The organism is Limnohabitans sp., from assembly GCF_030158565.1.
GTDB lineage: Bacteria > Pseudomonadota > Gammaproteobacteria > Burkholderiales > Burkholderiaceae_C > Limnohabitans_A.
Genome location: NZ_JAOASQ010000046.1, coordinates 12,729 through 31,128 on the forward strand (window position 1 = coordinate 12,729; position 18,400 = coordinate 31,128).

An 18,400-nucleotide genomic window follows, 5' to 3' on the forward strand; every position below is an offset into this window, starting at 1 on the left:
AAATTTAAAGTATCCTTTCTGAAGGTTTGCAGGCATTCAGGAGGGCATCGTGCAAAAAATCGGTTCAAACACGTTCCAAAAACGGTCGTGGATGGGGGCTTTGGTGCCCTTGCTCTTCGTCTCGCCTGCCATGGCGCAAAACGCGGAAGCATCCGTCAAAGCCTTACCTGATGTGCAGGTCAAGGACGCGCCGCTTGAATACCGGCAGTTTGAAAAGGTGGAGATCACGGGGTCGTCCATCGTGCGCAAGGAGCAAACACAAGCTTTGCCTGTACTGTCAGTCACACAGGAAGACATTAAACGAAGTGGTAGGCAAAGTGTTACGGATGTCATACAAAGTCTGCCGTCTATGAGCAATTTTGTAGAGTCAGCGCAGTTCAATACGGCTGTGGGTGGGTACTCATCAGGAGCAATTCATGGCTTGACCAATGGCACCTTGATTCTTATCAACGGACGTCGCCTACGAGCAATTACACGAACCCGTGCACAGCGGAACTGGTGGCACTTGCAGCGAGTTTGAAAAATCAGCAAGGACAAGTGGGACGTTGTAGCAAAACAGCATTTGACTTTTATGGCAACGGTAACCCCGACTTGCAAGCTGAAAAATCTCAACAAGGATCGCTGGGAATTGCATTCATGCCGCATACCAATTTGCGTGTAAGCATGGACTATTGGCGGGTGAAAATTCATGACGCCATTGAAACGGTGTCAGATGCTGCAGTTTTGCAGAATCCCAATGCCCATCAGGGCAATTTCATTCTTAACAGCAGCAACAACTTGGCGATGTACTTGCCATTGACGAATATTGGAGAAATAGTGAAGTCAGGTATTGATCTGGAGGCGCAATGGCGGACCCCTTCAGATTGGGGACGGCTTGGTTTCCATGCTCAAGGGACGTATATGCTCAACTCCAAACACAGCCAGGCGACTACATCTGCTTATAGTAGTGATTTGGGGCGTTTCAATGTTGATACAGGTACAGTCATTCCACGATTTAAAAGCCGAATGACAGCAAGCATTACGCAGTCCGAGTGGACGGGGAGTCTGAGTGTTAACTATGTTGCCAGCTATACCGATGCGGATATCAACGCGACTAATTTAGAAACTTTGAAAATTGAAACCGTATCAGGTAGAAAAGTACCTTCATTCACTACATGGGATGCCACAGCTCATTATGCGATGACTAGGCAGATGGATTTTCGAATTGCTGTGCTAAATATTATGAATCAAGAGGCGCCCTTATCGTTCGCTCAAACGAGTAAACAAATCTTTGGGGCAAATACCGTCAATAGCAATTTGTGGGGGCGGACCATTCAGATTGGTATGACGGTTCGTTTCTGAGGATCATTTAAACAACAAGGGCGGCGGGGCAAGGTGCGCTGCATTTTTAACTGACAATGCGGTAAGTTAACTTGATTCTGAAGGTTCAACTTTTGCGCCAACACAATCACCCACCAGAACCCCTCCTGCTCGTTCCCGGCCTCATGTGCGATGAGGCGGTTTGGGCGCCACTGATCCCCTTGATCGCGCATGCCGCGCCGTGCAGCGTGGTCGACCACGGCGCGGCCAGCAGCTTGCCGCAGATGGCCGAGCAGTTGCTGCGCCAAGCGCCTGCGCGGTTTGCCTTGGCCGGGCATTCCATGGGGGCGCGGGTGGCTTTGGAGGTGTTTCGGCAAGCGCCAGACCGTGTCAGTCGTATCGCCCTGCTGGACACCGGTTACCTGCCTTTGGCTGCGGGTGAGGCGGGTCAGTCCGAAAAAGACAAGCGCCAGCAGTTGCTGCACATCGCCAAGACGCAGGGGGTGCGCAGCATGGCCAGCGCCTGGGTGCAGGGCATGGTGCATCCGCAGCGTTTGTCGGATGCCGTCCTGATGGCGTCCATCGTGACCATGTTCGAGCGCAAGTCGCTTGAAATTTTTGAGGCCCAGATCCATGCCCTGCTCGCACGCCCCGATGCACGGTCTGTGTTGCAAAGTCTGCATGTGCCTACCTTGATCGCTTGTGGCGATCACGATGCGTGGGCGCCCTTGGCCCAGCACCAGGCGATGCAGGCATTGGTGCCGCATGCCCGGCTGGCCGTTTTTGCCGATGCGGGCCACATGGCCCCTATGGAGCAGGCCCAAGCGGTGGCAGACGCCTTGCTGCAGTGGTTGGCGGCTGAAGGCATTGGCCAGGCAAGGGGCAAAGAAGCCCATTAAACTGACCCGTCGGTCAATGAGGCGGGAAGTTCACATGAAACACGTTTGGAATCAAAAAAGGCTGGCCATCGCTGCCGCCGGTCTGCTGGCATGGGCCGCGCAGGGCATGGCCGCTGGCCCTGCCGCCATGCCCACAGCCGGATGTCCGGCCTTGCTGAACCACACGGTGGAGCGTTTGCAGGATGAAAAGCCCCAGTCCTTGTGTCAATACAGCGGCAAGGTCTTGCTGGTGGTGAACACCGCCAGTTTTTGTGGTTTCACATCGCAGTACAAAGGGCTGGAGGCCTTGCATACCAAGTACAAAGACCAGGGCTTTGCGGTGCTGGGTTTTCCGTCCAACGATTTTTCGCAAGAGACCGGCAGCAACAAGCAAATCGCCGATTTTTGCGAAAACACCTTTGGCGTGAAGTTCCCCATGTTCACCAAGACGCAGGTCACAGGCGATGGGGCTTCGCCGCTTTACAAACAATTGATCGCCGAATCGGGCCAAAAGCCCCGCTGGAATTTCTACAAATACCTCATTGGCCGTGACGGCAAGCTGGTGGACAGCTATGGCAGCGTCATCGGACCTGACAGCAAGTCGCTGGTCTCGGCGATTGAAAAATCCTTGAAAACTGCACCATGAATTCTCCGCGCATGAAGTTGGCCATTGTGGGCTCGGGCATTTCTGGCTTGGCCGTGGCACACACGCTCCGAGGCGTGGCGGACATCACTTTGTTCGAAGCGGGCGATTATTTTGGCGGACACACGCACACGGTGGATGTGACGCTGCCAACGGCCAAGGGCGTGGTCACTCACGGCGTGGACACAGGGTTTTTGGTCTTCAATGAGCGGACCTATCCGAACTTGATCCAGCTGTTTTCTGATCTGCAGGTCGAGACGGCGCCCTCAGACATGTCGTTTTCGGTGAAAGTGCCTGGCGCCAAAAATGGCCGAGCCCTGGAGTGGAGCGGCACCAACCTGAACACGGTCTTTGCGCAACGCAGCAATCTGGTGAGCCCCCGTTTTTGGCGCATGCTCAGCGATGTGATCCGCTTCAACGCGCTGTGCACGCGCATCGCACAAGAGCAAAGCGAGCAAGCCTTGCAGCAGCCGCTGAAAGACTTTCTGAGCACGCACAAGTTCAGTGAGCAGTTCCGTGATTGGTATTTCTTGCCGATGCTGGGCTGCATCTGGAGTTGCCCAACCGATCAGATGCTGCAGTTTCCCGTGGCCACCATGATCCGGTTTTGCCACAACCATGGGCTGATCCAGGTGATGAACCGGCCGCAATGGTTCAGCGTGGTGGGCGGTGCCCGGCAATACGTGGACAAGATTTTGGCCCATGTGCCCGACAAGCGCTTGAACACACCCGTGCGCATGGTTGAGCGCGATGAGCAAGGGGTGCGCATCGTCACCGATGGGCACACCGAGCATTTTGACGAGGTGGTGATCGCCACGCACACCGACCAGGCCTTGACCATGCTGCGCGAAGCCACGCCCAACGAACAGCATGTGCTGGGCAGCATCCGTTACCAGGCCAACCGCGCGGTCTTGCACACCGATGCTTCGGTGTTGCCTGCCAGTCCCAAGACCTGGGCCGCCTGGAATTACGAGCGAGCCCCCAGCGCCGAGCGCGAGTCGTCGCGCGTGTGTTTGCATTACCTGCTCAACCGTTTGCAGCGCATCCCGTTTGAGCAGCCGGTGGTGGTGTCGCTCAACCCGGTGCAAGGCATCGATCCGTCCACCATCGTGGGTGAGTACGACTACGCGCACCCTGTGTTTGATTTGCGGGCCATCAAGGCCCAGCAGTGCTTGCCCTTGATTCAGGGCTTGCAACACACTTGGTTTGCGGGGGCGTGGGCTGGTTATGGATTTCACGAGGACGGGCTCAAATCGGGCCTGCAGGTGGGCCGCATGTTGCTCACCAAAATGAAAGCCGCTAACCCATGAATACGGCGGGTGCCTGCATGGGCTGGGGCCAGGTGCGGCACACCCGCATGCGCCCTGCGCGCCACGCTTTTGTGTACCCCACCGCATTTTTGATGTTGCCCATGCGCCGTTTGCAGGCCCATGCCGCCACAGCCGATTTGGCCATCAACCGCCGGGCTTGGTTCGCCTTTCATGACGTGGACCATGGCGACGGACGCCCAGCCGATCAAGGCGGTGCCTTGGCCTGGATGGATGAGTTGCTGCGCCAGGAAGGCATCACCGATGCGCAAGGCGAAGTCTGGTTGCAGACATTTCCCCGTGTGCTGGGCCATGCCTTCAAGCCGGTGAGCTTTTGGTACGCGCACCGCAGCGATGGCAGCTTGGCGGCCATCGTGGCCGAGGTCAACAACACCTTTGGCGAGCGGCACTGCTACCTCTTGCCCAAGCCCCAATACGGGCGCACGCTCAGGGCAGACAAGGTCTTCCATGTCTCGCCTTTTTGCGACGTGCAGGGCGAATACCGTTTTCGCTTCATGCGCACCCAGCGCGATGGCCGCGAGCAACTGGTGGCTCGTGTGGAGCACGCCGATGCCGATGGACCCTTGATCGACACCAGCTGGAGCGGCACCCTGGAGCCGGCCACTGCGGCGGCCTTGCGCCGTGTGATGTGGCGCTTTCCCCTGCTCACGCTGGGTGTGGTGGCCCGCATCCACTGGCACGCCTTGCTCTTGTGGCTCAAAAAGGTTCCTTTTTGGCGCAAGCCCGCGCCCCCTTCATTGTTTGTGACCCGATGAAAAACGACACCGAATCGATGGCTTCCCCCTTGAATGGCGCAATGGCACCCGTGGCCGCAGCCTCTGCCCCTCTGCCCCAAGCGGCCAAGCGGGTGATGGCCTTGCTGGCCCGCTTGAAGGTGGGCACCCTCACCTTGTACGGCCCCGATGGTGCCGCACATGTGTTTGGCAACCACCAAGCCCCTTTTGCCACGCTGCACATTCAGCGCTGGGAGGTGTGCGCCGCCGTGCTCAAGTCGGGCGACATCGGCTTTGCAGAAGCCTATATGGACGGCGATTGGGCCACGCCCTCTTTGGCGGATTTGTTGTGCTTGTTCATCGCCAACCGCCGCGAGATCGAAAGCGCCATTTATGGCCACTGGCTGGGGCGCTTGGCGTACCAGGTCAAACATTGGCTGCACCGAAACAACAAAACCAACAGCCGCAAAAACATCCACGCGCATTACGACCTGGGCAATGCGTTTTACCAAGTTTGGCTGGATGGCACGATGAATTACTCGTCGGCCTTGTTTGACGGCGACAAGACCCAGGACATGGCGGAGGCGCAAAAAGCCAAAGTCCGCCGGGCCTTGCGCATGACGGGTGTCCAGCCGGGAGACCGGGTGTTGGAGATCGGTTGCGGTTGGGGTGCTTTGGCCGAGGCAGCCACCTGCGAGCTGGGTGCGCACATCACGGGCGTGACCTTGTCCACCGAACAGCTGGCCTTTGCCCAAGCGCGCATGAGCCGTTTGGGTGTGGCGGCGCAGGCCGATTTGCGTTTGCAGGATTACCGCGACATCAGCGATGCACCGTTCGATGCGATTTGCTCGATCGAGATGATCGAGGCGGTGGGCCAAGCGTATTGGCCCACGTATTTTCAGACTGTGAGTCGCTTGCTCAAGCCCGGTGGTCACGCTTGCATCCAGAGCATCACCATCGATGACGCCTTGTTCGATCGATATGTGAAGTCCACCGACTTCATCCAGCAGTACATCTTCCCGGGTGGCTGCTTGCCCAGTCCGAGCGAGTTCCGCAAGCAAGCCCGTGCCGCAGGCCTGGAGGTGGTGGACGAGTTGAACTTTGGTCCCGATTACGCCGAGACCTTGCGCCGTTGGCGTGACAGCTTCATGGCGCAGCTGGACCAGGTTCGTGCCCTGAAGTTCGATGACCGCTTCATTCGATTGTGGGAGTTTTATCTGGCGTATTGCGAAGCGGCTTTTGATGAGGCCAACATCGATGTGATCCAGTTCACATTGCGCAAGCCCGCTTGAGCAAGCCATGTTTCGCGCCATTCGTTCATCGATCCTGACACTCTCATGCGTGGTCATGGGTGCATTGCCATCGCCATCGGCTTGGGCGGATACAGCCTTGGTGTCTGAGACGGCGGTGCCCAAGGGCGCCGTGCCGACAGCCTTTTCGCGCTTGCGTGTGTGGGGCTTTGATGTCTACGACGCCCGACTGTGGACCCTGCCGGGCTTTGTTGCGACCCGGTTTGAGCAACAGCTGTTTGCGCTGGAGCTGAAGTATTTGCGCAAGCTCGATGGTGATGCCATCGCCAGCCGGTCGATACAAGAAATGCGACGTGTAGGCACGTTCACCGAGCAGCAGGAAAAAACCTGGCTTCAGGCCATGCGGCAGTTGTTTCCCAATGTGGATCACAACGACCGCATCACAGGACTGAACTGGCCCGGCAAAGGGGTGGAGTTTTGGCTCAATGGTCAGCGCTTGGGGCTGGTGCAAGACCCCGTTTTTGCCCGGTTATTTTTTGGCATTTGGCTGCACGAACGCACGTCAGAGCCCAAGATGCGCTTGCAGCTTTTGCAAGGCTTGGCGCCGTGAATGGTGCCAGGCTCCCGAGCTGGTCCAATGAAAGGCACATCATGACTGCATTCGATCACCGTCGCCGCGCTTTGCGGCGCATGGCCGTACTCCCTCTGGCCGCAAGCCTGCCCTTTGTGGGGGGCTGTGCATCGCCTCAGGTGCAGCAGTACGCGCAAGAAAAACCCAACCTTGACTTGCGCACCTACTTCAATGGCAAGGTCGACGCTTGGGGCGTCTTCACCGACCGCAGCGGTCAGGTGGTCAAGCGCTTCACTGTCGAGATGGATTGCAGCTGGCAAGGTGACGAAGGCGTGTTGGATGAAGCCTTTGTGTATTCAGATGGCACACGCCAGCGCCGCATCTGGAAGCTCAAAGCCGGGCCCAACGGCGCCTACACCGGCGTGGCCGACGATGTGGTGGGCCAAGCCCAGGGCCAGGTCAGTGGAAACGCTTTTCGCTGGGGCTACACCCTCGCCTTACCGGTTGATGGCAAGGTCTGGGAGGTGGACTTTGACGACTGGATGTACCTGATGGACGAGCGGGTGATGCTCAACAAGGCGACCATGAGCAAGTGGGGCATTCGCCTGGGCGAAGTGACTTTGTCCTTCACCCGCCGCACGCCTTTGGCTTTGCCGAAATGAAGGCCTTGAACACACCCATCACCGATTGGACGGGCCGACGCGTCTGGCTGGTGGGCGCATCCACCGGCATTGGCTTGGCCTGTGCGCAGCAGATGCGGCAAGCCGGTGCGCTGGTGATCATTTCAGCGCGCAATCCGCAAGGCGTTAGTGACTGGGCCGCAAGCGATACGGGTGTCCAATGGCAGCCATTGGATGTCACGGTGCAGGCCGATGTGCAGGCCACTGCGCAGAATATTCTGGCGCAAGGCCCACTCGACATGGTGGTCTATGCCGCAGGCCACTACCGCGCTCAACGCGCTACGGCGATGGACTTGCAGCAGCTGTTGCAACACGACCGGGTCAATTACCAGGGGGCTTTGCAGGTGCTGGATGCCGTCTTGCCCGGCCTGTTGGCGCAAGGTCACGGCCACATCAGCTTGCTCAGCAGTGTGGCGGGCTGGCGCGGCTTGCCCAATGGTCTGGCCTATGGCCCGACCAAGGCGGCCCTGACCCATTTGGCCGAAACCCTGTACCTCGATTTGCAAGACGCGGGCATCGGCGTGAGTGTGGTCAACCCCGGTTTTGTCGACACACCTTTGACAGCGCAAAACGAGTTCACCATGCCCGCCTTGATCAGCCCTGAGCAAGCGGCTCAAGCGATGCTCAAGGGCTGGGCTCAAGGTACTTTTGACATCCACTTTCCCAAGCGATTTACCCTGTGGCTCAAGCTCTTGCGCGTCTTGCCCTACCGTTGGTACTTTCCGCTGGTGCGGCGCTTCACAGGACTTTGACCATGGACACACGCCTTGCCACAGCCCGCCTGGCCCGTTTTTTTGAAGCGTTGACGCCGCAAAGCGTGCCGCAGTTGCATGCCTTGTATGACGCACAGGCCCACTTCAAAGACCCCTTCAACGAGGTGCAGGGATTGCCCGAGATCGAGCGCATTTTTCGGCACATGTATGTGGCGCTGGATGGGCCGCACTTCGTCATCACCAGCCAGTTGGTCGATGGGGCGCAGGCCTTTTTAACTTGGGAGTTCCGCTTTCGCTTCAAGCGCTTTGACACGCACACTTTGCAAACCGTGCGTGGCGGCAGCCACATCCTGTTCAACGAGCAAGGCTTGGTGACCTTGCACCGAGACTACTGGGATGCGGCCGAGGAGTTGTACGAAAAACTGCCCCTGCTGGGCGGGGTGATGCGTTGGCTTAAAAAACGCGCCAACACCTGAAACGATCCGCAGGTCGGAGCTTGAGCGCCGACCTGCAGACGCATCAAGCCGGTTGGCTTTCTGCGAAGCTGGGGCGTTGCGCCAGTTTGTCGTAGAGCTTTTGCAAGTTTGGATAAGGTGTGCGCCAGTCGATTTGCGGGAATCGGAAGTCCAGATAGCCGACCGCGCAGCCGACAGCGATGTCCGACAAGCTCATGTGGATGCCTGAGCAAAACGCTTTGTCGCCCAAACCCAAGCTCATGGCGCGCAGGCTGTGGTGGATTTTGTCCAGTTGTCGGTCAATCCAGGCGGTGCTGCGCTGGCTGTCTGTGCGCCCGGGCCACACGGCCTCCAGGCGAGCCAGGATGGCGGCATCGAGCAGGCCATCGGCCAATGCTTCCCAGGTTTTGACTTCTGCACGCTCGCGCCCTGCAGAAGGAATGAGTTTGCCCACGGGCGAGAGCGTGTCCAGGTACTCCACGATCACGCGTGAGTCGAACACGGCTTCGCCGCCTTCCATGATCAGGCAAGGTACTTTGCCCAAAGGATTGGACTCATGGATGCGCGTTTGGTCGGACCAGACGTCTTCGCTGATGAACTGGTAGTCCAGTTTTTTCTCGGCCATGACAATGCGCACTTTGCGCACGTAAGGACTGGTGATGGCGCCGATGAGTTTCATGTGTCCAGAAGTCTTGTGAAGATGAGGACGATTCTAGGGGGGAGAATCTGCAAAGTGCCTGACAGGCCACAGGATTGTGTCGCTTAGGCTCTTGAAAGCCTCGCCAACTACAATCGGGGGATGAATTTCTCCCCCATTTCCGCCCTTTCGCCGCTGGATGGCCGCTATGCCAGCAAACTCAACGCCCTGCGCCCGCTGATGAGCGAGCAAGGCTATATGCACCGCCGCGTTCAGGTGGAGATCGCCTGGTTCATCGCCCTGTCCGATGCGGGCTTTGCCGAATTCAAGCCCCTGACCCCCGGTGCCCGCAGTTACCTGACGGCGCTGGTGAAGAATTTTTCGGAAGCCGATGCGGTGGCCATCAAAGAGTTCGAGAAGGTCACCAACCACGACGTGAAGGCCGTGGAGTACTGGATCAAGTCCAAATTCAAGGACCGCCCCGAGCTGGAGCATGTGGGTGAGTTCGTGCACTTTGCTTGCACCAGCGAAGACATCAACAACACCAGCCATGCCCTGCAGATCAAGGGCGCACGCGCCCAGGTGATCTTGCCCGGCCTGGACGGCTTGATCGCCAAGCTGCGCGAGATGGCGCACACCTTTGCTGAAGTCCCCATGCTCAGCCGCACCCACGGCCAGACCGCCAGCCCCACCACCGTGGGCAAGGAAATCGCCAACGTGGTGATGCGCCTGAACGGCTGCCGCGAAAAAATCGCTGCGGTCAAGCTCATGGGCAAGATGAATGGCGCTGTGGGCAACTACAACGCCCACCTGTCGGCCTGGCCTGACTTTGATTGGGAAGCCTTTGCCAAGCAGGTGGTTGAGACGCCTGAGCTGAGCGAAACGCAAGACAGCCACTGGGGCTTGGGCCTGACCTTCCAGCCCTACAGCATCCAGATCGAGCCGCATGACTATATGGCCGAGTTGTTCGATGCCGTGGCGCGCACCAACACCATCCTGATCGACCTGTCGCGTGACATCTGGGGTTATGTGAGCCTGGGTTACTTCAAGCAGCGCCTCAAGGCCGGTGAGATTGGTTCGTCCACCATGCCGCACAAGGTCAACCCGATCGACTTTGAAAACGCCGAAGGCAACCTGGGCCTGGCCAACGCCGTGCTCAAGCACCTGTCTGAAAAGCTGCCCATCAGCCGTTGGCAACGTGACCTGACCGACTCCACCGTGTTGCGCAACATGGGCGTGGGCCTGGGTTACACCGCGTTGGCTTATGCCTCGCTCATGACCGGTTTGAACAAGCTCGAACTCAACGAAGAAGCCTTGGCCACCGACCTCGACGCCGCCTGGGAAGTGCTGGCCGAGCCGATCCAGACCGTGATGCGCCGTTATGGCGTGCAGGGTGCTTACGAAAAGCTCAAGGAAGTGACCCGTGGCAAGACCGTCACCGCAGCGGACCTGCATGGCCTGATCCAGGGTCTGGCGATTCCGCAAGCCGACAAGGACCGCTTGCTGGCCATGACGCCAGGCAGCTATGTGGGCAAGGCCGCTGAACTGGCCCGCCGGGTTTGACGGGTTTTCATGGCGCTCAAATCCACCATCTACAAAGCCAACCTGTCGATCGCTGACATCGATCACAGCTACTACGAAGACCATCAGCTGACGCTGGCGCGCCACCCCAGCGAGACCGATGAGCGCATGATGATCCGCTTGCTGGCCCTGGCCATCAACGCCTACAAACTGCAGGCCGTGTGCAACGGCGACGGCAAGCTGGCCTTTGGCGCGGGCCTGTCGGACCCGGACGATCCGGACGTCAGCCTGCGCGACTTCACCGGTCAGACCCGCATGTGGATTGAGGTGGGCCAGCCCGAAGACAAACCCATCATGAAAGCCTGCCAAAAGGCCGACGAGGTCTTGCTGTATTGCTTCAACCACGCGGCCGAAGTCTGGTGGAAAGGCATCGAGACCAAGTTGACCCGGCTGGACAAGCTGCAGGTCTGGCGCGTGCCCACCGAGCGCTCACAAGAGCTGGCCCAACTGGCCGAGCGCAGCATGCAGCTGCAAGCCACGGTGCAGGAAGGTGAAGTCACCTTCAGCAGCGACAAGGGCAGTGTTCACATCGAGCTCACCCGCTGGAAATAAGCGGGTAGGAGCAGCACCCTGTGCGCGATTCTCAAATGGCCGAGTTGGTGTTTCCCGCACGGGATGCGGGTTGAAATGCTTTAACTCAAATCCAGTTTGCTCTGGGCTTCTGCCGCCGCCTTGGCCCATTGGCGGTCTTCGGCGGCACGTTCGGCGTATTTGTTGAAGCGCCAGGAAGTGCCTTCGGTGGTGATGCGGTGCCAGACGGCGCGCTTTTCACCTGGCGTCATTTCGGTCCACAGCTGCACTTCTTCAAAAGTGCGGCCGCAGCCTTTGCACATGTCATCGCCCTGGCTGGTCGAGCAAATCGCAATGCAGGGCGTGTCGGGCGTGCCGGCATACCAGTCCTGCCAGGCCTCTGCGGCGGCCAGCGGCAGGCTGAACTCGTCGGCATAGTCCTGCTTGAAGTACACCATCTGACCATACACATCGGCCAAGGCGCGCAGCTCGCGTGGCAAAGCCACCCCGTCCGGTGAGGGGTTTTTGATCCGCCAGTGGTTGATGGCGGCTTCGATGTCGGTGATGTGGATGCCGGCCATGGTGTGTTGAAGAGCAGGACGCAAATCATAGCGGGTTGCAGGCGAGTGATGCACTTTGTGCAGGCTTGCATGCCTGAATTTCCCTTCAACGCACAAGGACAAACCCAACCACGGTTTAATCTGATCTTGAAGGGGAGTAGCTCTCTCATGCCCCAAGGTGCAAAGCCTTGAGGCACTTTGATAAGCCGTCATGACGAAGTTTTACTTCCGGTTTATCAGGCGCCAGAACTTGGTTCTGACGTCGAGCAAGACCTTCGATCATCGCCTGTGTCGAATCGATCGAAGCTTGCCGTGCAGTTTGGTTTGCACATGAAGTTCCCCTCGATTCGATGCAGGTTCAACAATGGAATCTGGAGTCTTCTGATGGAATTTTTATCCGCACCTTGGTGGTCTGCTTTGTTGGCGATCATTTTGATTGACCTCGTTTTGGCTGGCGACAATGCCATCGTGATCGCACTGGCTGCGCGCAGTTTGCCCGCTGATCTGCAAAAGAAAGCCATCCTTTGGGGCACGGTGGGTGCGATCGCTGTGCGCTCGGTCATGACCTTGTGCGTGGTCTGGCTCTTGCAAATCCCCGGCCTGATGCTGGTGGGGGGTTTGGGTTTGCTCTGGATCGCCTACAAACTCATCGCCGACACCGGTGACCACGATGAGCACGGTCCTGCTGCCACCACGTTCTGGGGTGCCATGAAGACCATCATCGTGGCCGATGCCTTGATGGGTGTCGACAACGTTTTGGGCGTGGCAGGTGCCGCACATGGTTCGTGGGACTTGGTCATTCTGGGTTTGCTCATCAGCGTGCCGATTGTGGTGTTTGGCAGCTCTGTCGTGCTCAAGCTGGTCGATCGTTTTCCGATGATCATCCAGTTGGGCGCTGCTGTGCTGGCTTTCACCGCGGCCAAGATGATCGTGGGCGAGCCTTTGCTGGACAGTGTGTTCGATGCGCCCTCTCAAGCCATTTGGCGTTGGACCACTTACTTGGTGGCCATCGCCTTGGTGTTGGGCGCGGGTTGGTGGTCTTCCAGAGTGGACAGCACGTCCACCAAGGCCTGAACCGGCTCAGCGCTCGGCTTGCATCTCGCGCACCAGCGACTGGGCTTGCCGCAAGCGGGTGTCCACAATCGACGCTTCGATGTGATCGCCGGCTTGCAAAGTGTGGTTTTTGGCCCAGTCCTGCGCGGCGCGGAAGCGATCAATGGCGCCTTGCCAATCCATGCGGGCCATTTGCGCTTCGCCTTCGGCTCTGAGGGCATGCAAATGCTGGCCTTCCACGGCCAGCATGCTCGCCAAGGTGTTCCACGCTTGTGCGTCCAGTGGGAAGGCTTGCACCTGTTCGCGCAGTTGGTGCAGCACCTCTGTGCGTGTCGGGGTGGGGGGCAGGTTCAACAAGGCTTGTGCAGTGGCGATCAGCGTGGGCCTGTCCAGCTTGGAGGCTTGCCCTGGAGCGGCCAGCAATTGCACCACCGTATCCCAGCGGTTTTGGGCCGCAGCCCATTCGGCGCGCAGCAATTTGGCCAAGCGGGCGGGTGCGTTTTGACCGCTCACCGTGCGCTCCAAATTTTGCAAGCTGCGCTCGGCCGCCGCAAAGTCCTTGAGCTGCATGTGGGCCAAGGTGGCGCCGTACCAGACGCCAGCCTTGGTGGCCGCAGTGGCTTGGGGCAAGTTGACCTGGCTCGTTTGTGTGGAGGCGCGCCAAGCGTCCACTTGGCCTTGAGACAACACGCGAGCGCGCGCTGACAGCATGGCTTGCTCGACATCGACTCGGTTTCCAGCAGGTGGTGCATCCAATTGCAAGCGGGCTTGCATGTCTGCGATCCGCTCAGTGGTCAGGGGGTGGCTGCGCAAATACGGGTAGGCGCCGTTGTCGTTGAGTCCTGCGGCTTGCTGGAGCTTGCCGAACATGCCGACAAAGCCTTGGGGGTCATAGCCGGCTTCACGCATCACGCCAAATCCCACACGGTCGGCCTCGCGCTCCATGTCGCGTGAATAGCTCAGCTGTGACTGGATGGCGGCGGCCTGCCCCCCTACGATCAGCGCCTGCGCGCTCTGCGCACTTTTGCTGGCGGCCAACACGCCCAGAATCAAGGAGCCGATCACCCACGGTGTCAATTTGCCTTGCGCGCCCATGGAGCGCGCAATGTGACGTTGCGTGACGTGACTGAGTTCGTGTGCCAATACCGAGGCCAATTCGTCGTGTGTGCTGACCACAGCAATCAAGCCCAGGTGCACGCCCAGATAACCACCGGGCAAGGCGAAGGCGTTGACGCTGCGGTCGCGTCCCAGCAGGATGCGCCAGGCAAAACGTTCTTGCAGCTCGGGGGACAGCTCACCGCGTGCTGCAGCCGATTTGACCAAGGGGGCCCACAGGCGCTGAATGTACTCATCCAGCACGGGGTCTTCCAGGTAGTCCGGGTCGCGGTAAAGCTCGCGGGCGATGCGGTCGCCCAGCTTGCGTTCAGCGGCCAGGGAAATGCCATCACCATCACCCAGAGAGGGCAGCGCCGCGTTTTGTGGCCAGGCGGGCTGAAAACACAGGCTTGAGGCCAGCAGCCCGAGGAGCAGTTTCGTGCGGTGGAATTTGTTTTTCACGACAAGGAGTGTCCCATTCAATGGCCGTATGATGACCCATTCCCGTGAACTTCTTGTAAACCATTCGGACCGCATCGCCCATGACGACCTCTGATGTTTTGACCCATTTTGACGCCCAAGGACAAGCCCATATGGTGGACGTGGGGGCTAAAGCCACCACCAAGCGCGTGGCTGTGGCCATCGGTCGCATCACCATGCTGCCGGCGACGTTGACCTTGATTGAATCGGGCACCGCCAAAAAAGGCGATGTGCTGGGCATTGCCCGCATCGCCGGCATCATGGGCGCGAAAAAGACCAGTGAGTTGATCCCGCTGTGCCACCCAATTGGCCTGACCCGCGTGGCGGTCGAGTTTGAAGTGTTGACGGCTGAATCGACCGTGGTCTGCAAAGCCACCGCCGAGACCGTGGGCCAGACCGGTGTGGAGATGGAAGCCTTGACCGCCGTGCAGGTGGCCTTGCTCACCATTTATGACATGTGCAAAGCTGTTGATAGAGGCATGACCATGAACGGCATCACGCTGCTGGAAAAGCATGGGGGCAAGTCGGGCAGCTTTGTGGCTGCATAAAAACCTGTTGTTTTTCAACGGGTTAGTTGTGTTGGCGTTACCGCTAATCTGCTTGAGACTCCCATCTCGTAGCAGTGACCATGTAGCTCAGTGAGCACCTATCAAAATTTCTGTCCCATTCCTGTCCCACTGAAGGATAGAAATGGCTTCTTTTCGATATCGCAGCGACCGCTGGCAAGCTAGAGTTCGGCGCAAAGGCTAACTGTTTTGCTCCCCCGATTGGTTGATGTGGGAACTCATTGGAAGCTAGTGCTTGAACAACTCCCTCTTGATTGACCATCGGTTTACTCAGTGCACAACCATTGCTGGGATGTACATTTGCGTTCCTGAGGAGCTGATTTGCATCGAATCCACGCTCTTTGAGCATGCGCTGAACCGTACCCATCGTTATCGATGAATCAGCGTTGAAGGTGAATGAGTTCCATTTACTTTCAATCTCTGCATAGCCCTTGTACTTACCACCTGTACGTGACCAATCATCAGCAATAGCAAGCCCACCTTCAGAACCACCTGTTGCATGATGAATTGCCATCAGGACACTAATCCATTCGGAATAGCCTTCGTCAGGGTCAAGCTCTGCGATCAATGCTCGAATCGCCAGAGCATTGTCGACTTGAAAAGCTGCCAGTGAGTTTTTTTTAGGTGCTGCTGTCGGCAAAAACTTTAGCTTGAGCGCAGGAGTAGTGCCGTTGTGCCTCAACAAATCATCAACAAAAGCAGATGTCAGCTCTACAAGTTGATCGAAGGGAACAATCTCAGCGACCATTAGCTCCTTATCGGTACTAGGTGGAGCAATGATGTATGAGTTGCCACACCGGATATCAATGCGTTCAGGATGGTTCTCTGTGCTATGTCCCGCTTGCTTAATTTTCAAGCCCGCATCTTGGCGATAGTAGTAATGAACACCTTTTTTAGTCTGTACCTTCAGGTTTGAGTACAGCCGATGTTTCGTCTCTAGGTCTTCAATAGCTTTTTGGGATTCTGGTGAATCTGCATCCAACACTACCAACCCATTAGAGCAATACAAGGCAACATCATCTTCTGGATGATCTTCCCAATGCTGTTCGATCTGTTGTTCAGAGAAGCTAGCAAGCCATTCTTTTATCTTAGTACTTGGGTTCTTCTGCCCTTTAACAATGGGACAAGGGAGATAACCCTTGGCGCTCCACTCAAGAGCAGCGGAAGAAGTATTTGAAGCATTAATTTCTAATTTCATTATGAGTCCTTTCATATAGTCCACAAGTGCAGACGGATTCATCCAGAAATTTAGAAATTGAATACTAAATAATACTTGAATTCACCTATAGTCTTTCAGGAGCACTTGCGGAAATGTAATTTGCCTGAAGCGCCTATCATATCTCAATACCCATGTCAATGTCAATAGTTTTATAAAAAAATCTATAAATTTATTTTTTTGTGGTAGGAGTTGTATGGTGTTGTGTGACTGAACCACCAGAAGCGTTTTGCCCTGCAGCCGTCCTCCTTGTGACAACTCTGCAGAAAGTTCTTTTGATAGGTCAGTCACTCTGTCTTGACTGGTGGATATGCGTTGAAGTGGATAGTCATTAGGAATTCAAAATATCTTAGAAGCCACAGTACCTCCTAGAGCAGTCCTAATAAGAATTGAAATCATTAAAGTACAAGTAAACTGCAGCTGGGCGAGAAATCTTGTCCCAACTTTGTCCCACTAAACAAAGGAATGTGGACGAAAAATTTGAAGTGCTGAGCGCCGAATCGACTGTGGTCTGCAAAGCCACCGCCGAAACCGTGGGCCAGACCGGCGTTGAGATGGAAGCCTTGACTGCCGTGCAAGTGGCCCTGCTGACGATTTACGACATGTGCAAAGCCGTGGACCGGGGCATGACCATCAACGGCGTGACCTTGCTGGAAAAGCATGGGGGCAAGTCGGGGAGTTTCATTGCGGGGCAGTGAGCGATAATGATTCGGCTGGGAATGCGATTTTCATCAGCTGCAGATGTTCTTGCGCTGTTTGCACATCACCCACCATCTGTGCGGCTTCGATGACCTTGCGGATCATCTTTGGCTCCGGCGAGTAGTGCAGCATGGACTGACCTTTTGCCAGCAGGTGTGTCGCGTTTTCAGGCGTGACGGGGGTCAAGGAAAATTCGGCGAAATCGGCGGTGGTATGGAACAGCACGCTGCTCTTGGCAACGCTCAGCGCATCGCTGCCCCACAACGTTGAACGCGCATTGGCTGGGATGAAAATTTGCCGCACGCGTGAATAGTCCACCGCGATGAATGCTGTGCTGGCCAGGATGGCCGCGCCCATGAAAGGCAAGATGCGCTGAGTTGCATGGGTATATGCCAACTTTGGCTGCGTCAGCAAAACGGCGCACAACAAAATAGCCAGTTGAAAAGGCCCATACCAAAGCGGAAACTCCAACAGGCTGTGCAAACCGATCACGGCCAACACGCCCCAGGCCAGTTGATGTTGCGCATCACGCGCGTGCCAGGGGCGCATGGCCAGCGTGATCACGATCAGGCTGAGTGTGACCAGTGAGGCAATCGGAACACCCAAGGCAAAGGCCAGTTGCAAGGGGGCGTTGTGGGCGTTGCCCAGTATTTCGCAAAAGCGCTCGCCCGAATAGTTCGCACTGTAGTGCGCGTATTTGAGCTCGTTCCAGCCCCAACCCCACCACGGCTTTTGGGCGATCAGTTCGATCACATTGCGCCACAACACTTTTCGGCTGCCGCAGCCATCGTCGTTGCCCATGCGTGTCAGGGCACTGATGGCATCCGTGCCGGAACTGTTTGACAGCAGGTGCGGCAAGGCCCAAATGGCTGCCGCATATACGCCCAATGCCCACAACACTAGGCGCCAGGACAAATGCGCCTGATGCTGGCGACGCTGCAGGGACCACCCCATGACCAGCGTTGTCACCAAGATCATCTGCAAGAGGCCGGTGCGTGAGTTGGTGGCGGCGTTTCCGATGGCGATCAAGGCGAGCATCCACAACGCATGGGTGAGGACAAGTCCACTGCGTGCCCACCAAAGTACGGCCAGAATGCCCATGGATGTGAGGGTGGCCAATTGATTGCGCTGGCGCAGGTTGGCCCGAGCCTCGCCCAGGACATCGGGCACATGGACCCAGCCACTGAAGGCTTCGGCCAGGCCGAAATACTGCATGAGTCCTATGGCGCTGCTGAGCACCGCCGCCATGGCCCAAGCTCTGGCAATGTCCAGTGCTTGGAGTCGCAGCCCCGATGCCATGAGCAAGCCGATGCAGCCCCAGCTGATCAAGAGTGGCAGCACATTGGGCAAGGGGGCCGATGCCCAAGGCGCCATCCAGGGCAAGACCAACAGGAAACTGGTCAGCAAAGTGGGCCAGCGTGTGACGGGTGATCGGTCAAACCAATTCACGCGAACCCCAAGAAAAACGCCCTG

21 protein-coding genes are annotated in these 18,400 nt (G+C 57.4%); 16 read left to right on the forward strand and 5 right to left on the reverse strand.

From position 1 onward, the window contains the following. Positions 1-49: 49 nt before the first annotated feature. From Q1W40_RS09870 to Q1W40_RS09920, 11 genes are all read left to right on the forward strand, one after another. Positions 50-520: a Plug domain-containing protein gene (locus tag Q1W40_RS09870; protein WP_300711404.1), complete on the forward strand. Its 471-nt coding sequence runs from the start codon at positions 50-52 to the stop codon at positions 518-520. Further along, positions 499-1,341: a TonB-dependent receptor gene (locus tag Q1W40_RS09875; protein ID WP_300711406.1), complete on the forward strand. Its 843-nt coding sequence runs from the start codon at positions 499-501 to the stop codon at positions 1,339-1,341. Before Q1W40_RS09870 ends, Q1W40_RS09875 begins: the two co-directional genes overlap by 22 nt. A 92-nt stretch (positions 1,342-1,433) precedes the next feature. Further along, complete coding sequence (locus Q1W40_RS09880) at positions 1,434-2,198, forward strand: alpha/beta hydrolase (RefSeq protein WP_315169285.1); 765 nt, start codon at positions 1,434-1,436, stop codon at positions 2,196-2,198. 34 nt (positions 2,199-2,232) lie between these two features. Further along, positions 2,233-2,823 (forward strand): glutathione peroxidase, encoded by a 591-nt coding sequence (locus Q1W40_RS09885; RefSeq protein ID WP_300711410.1) that lies wholly within the window; start codon positions 2,233-2,235, stop codon positions 2,821-2,823. Positions 2,824-2,834: 11 nt separating this feature from the next. After that, complete coding sequence (locus Q1W40_RS09890; RefSeq protein ID WP_300711644.1) at positions 2,835-4,130, forward strand: FAD-dependent oxidoreductase; 1,296 nt, start codon at positions 2,835-2,837, stop codon at positions 4,128-4,130. Beyond that, entirely contained in the window at positions 4,127-4,903 is a 777-nt protein-coding gene (locus Q1W40_RS09895) for a DUF1365 domain-containing protein (RefSeq protein ID WP_300711412.1), read from the forward strand. Before Q1W40_RS09890 ends, Q1W40_RS09895 begins: the two co-directional genes overlap by 4 nt. Positions 4,904-4,944: 41 nt before the next feature. After that, positions 4,945-6,153, forward strand: a complete 1,209-nt coding sequence (locus tag Q1W40_RS09900; RefSeq protein ID WP_300711646.1) for a cyclopropane-fatty-acyl-phospholipid synthase family protein — start codon at positions 4,945-4,947, stop codon at positions 6,151-6,153. A 7-nt stretch (positions 6,154-6,160) separates the two neighbouring features. After that, positions 6,161-6,721, forward strand: a complete 561-nt coding sequence (locus Q1W40_RS09905; RefSeq protein ID WP_300711414.1) for a chalcone isomerase family protein — start codon at positions 6,161-6,163, stop codon at positions 6,719-6,721. 80 nt (positions 6,722-6,801) lie between these two features. Further along, positions 6,802-7,344 carry a DUF3833 domain-containing protein gene (locus tag Q1W40_RS09910; protein ID WP_300711648.1) on the forward strand — a complete coding sequence of 181 codons (543 nt, stop codon included), beginning with the start codon at positions 6,802-6,804 and terminating at the stop codon, positions 7,342-7,344. Beyond that, positions 7,341-8,114, forward strand: coding sequence for an SDR family NAD(P)-dependent oxidoreductase (locus Q1W40_RS09915; protein WP_300711416.1), 774 nt, complete (start codon positions 7,341-7,343; stop codon positions 8,112-8,114). Before Q1W40_RS09910 ends, Q1W40_RS09915 begins: the two co-directional genes overlap by 4 nt. Positions 8,115-8,116: 2 nt before the next feature. Then, positions 8,117-8,551 (forward strand): nuclear transport factor 2 family protein, encoded by a 435-nt coding sequence (locus Q1W40_RS09920; protein WP_300711418.1) that lies wholly within the window; start codon positions 8,117-8,119, stop codon positions 8,549-8,551. 43 nt (positions 8,552-8,594) lie between these two features. On the opposite strand, the gene Q1W40_RS09925 is transcribed toward Q1W40_RS09920, so the two are convergent. Continuing rightward, on the reverse strand, positions 8,595-9,209 hold the full coding sequence (locus Q1W40_RS09925) for a glutathione S-transferase N-terminal domain-containing protein (RefSeq protein ID WP_300711420.1): 615 nt from the start codon (positions 9,207-9,209) through the stop codon (positions 8,595-8,597). 120 nt (positions 9,210-9,329) lie between these two features. On the opposite strand from Q1W40_RS09925, the gene purB reads away from it, so the two are divergent. Both purB and Q1W40_RS09935 read left to right on the forward strand, forming a co-directional pair. Beyond that, the gene (gene purB / locus Q1W40_RS09930) at positions 9,330-10,730 is read left to right on the forward strand and encodes an adenylosuccinate lyase (protein WP_300711423.1); all 1,401 of its coding nucleotides are present in this window, start codon (positions 9,330-9,332) and stop codon (positions 10,728-10,730) included. Between the two features lie 9 nt (positions 10,731-10,739). Further along, the gene (locus Q1W40_RS09935) at positions 10,740-11,300 is read left to right on the forward strand and encodes a YaeQ family protein (RefSeq protein ID WP_300711425.1); all 561 of its coding nucleotides are present in this window, start codon (positions 10,740-10,742) and stop codon (positions 11,298-11,300) included. 80 nt (positions 11,301-11,380) lie between these two features. On the opposite strand, the gene Q1W40_RS09940 is transcribed toward Q1W40_RS09935, so the two are convergent. After that, positions 11,381-11,839 (reverse strand): DUF3717 domain-containing protein, encoded by a 459-nt coding sequence (locus Q1W40_RS09940; RefSeq protein ID WP_300711427.1) that lies wholly within the window; start codon positions 11,837-11,839, stop codon positions 11,381-11,383. 363 nt (positions 11,840-12,202) lie between these two features. Here Q1W40_RS09940 and Q1W40_RS09945 point away from each other — a divergent pair, with 363 nt between their 5' ends. Next, positions 12,203-12,892 (forward strand): TerC family protein, encoded by a 690-nt coding sequence (locus Q1W40_RS09945; protein ID WP_300711429.1) that lies wholly within the window; start codon positions 12,203-12,205, stop codon positions 12,890-12,892. A 6-nt stretch (positions 12,893-12,898) separates the two neighbouring features. Here the strand turns inward: Q1W40_RS09945 and Q1W40_RS09950 are convergent, their stop codons facing one another. After that, positions 12,899-14,428 (reverse strand): M48 family metalloprotease, encoded by a 1,530-nt coding sequence (locus Q1W40_RS09950; protein WP_300711431.1) that lies wholly within the window; start codon positions 14,426-14,428, stop codon positions 12,899-12,901. A gap of 80 nt (positions 14,429-14,508) precedes the next feature. Here Q1W40_RS09950 and moaC point away from each other — a divergent pair, with 80 nt between their 5' ends. Next, positions 14,509-14,994 (forward strand): cyclic pyranopterin monophosphate synthase MoaC, encoded by a 486-nt coding sequence (gene moaC / locus Q1W40_RS09955; protein WP_300711433.1) that lies wholly within the window; start codon positions 14,509-14,511, stop codon positions 14,992-14,994. A 43-nt stretch (positions 14,995-15,037) separates the two neighbouring features. On the opposite strand, the gene Q1W40_RS09960 is transcribed toward moaC, so the two are convergent. Next, positions 15,038-16,210 carry a bifunctional DNA primase/polymerase gene (locus Q1W40_RS09960; RefSeq protein WP_300711435.1) on the reverse strand — a complete coding sequence of 391 codons (1,173 nt, stop codon included), beginning with the start codon at positions 16,208-16,210 and terminating at the stop codon, positions 15,038-15,040. Positions 16,211-16,695: 485 nt separating this feature from the next. Here Q1W40_RS09960 and Q1W40_RS09965 point away from each other — a divergent pair, with 485 nt between their 5' ends. Next, positions 16,696-16,926 carry a cyclic pyranopterin monophosphate synthase MoaC gene (locus Q1W40_RS09965; protein WP_300711437.1) on the forward strand — a complete coding sequence of 77 codons (231 nt, stop codon included), beginning with the start codon at positions 16,696-16,698 and terminating at the stop codon, positions 16,924-16,926. Here the strand turns inward: Q1W40_RS09965 and Q1W40_RS09970 are convergent. Further along, positions 16,910-18,376 carry an O-antigen ligase family protein gene (locus tag Q1W40_RS09970; RefSeq protein WP_300711439.1) on the reverse strand — a complete coding sequence of 489 codons (1,467 nt, stop codon included), beginning with the start codon at positions 18,374-18,376 and terminating at the stop codon, positions 16,910-16,912. The two genes, Q1W40_RS09965 and Q1W40_RS09970, sit on opposite strands and share 17 nt — an antisense overlap. Between the last annotated feature and the right edge of the window lie 24 nt (positions 18,377-18,400).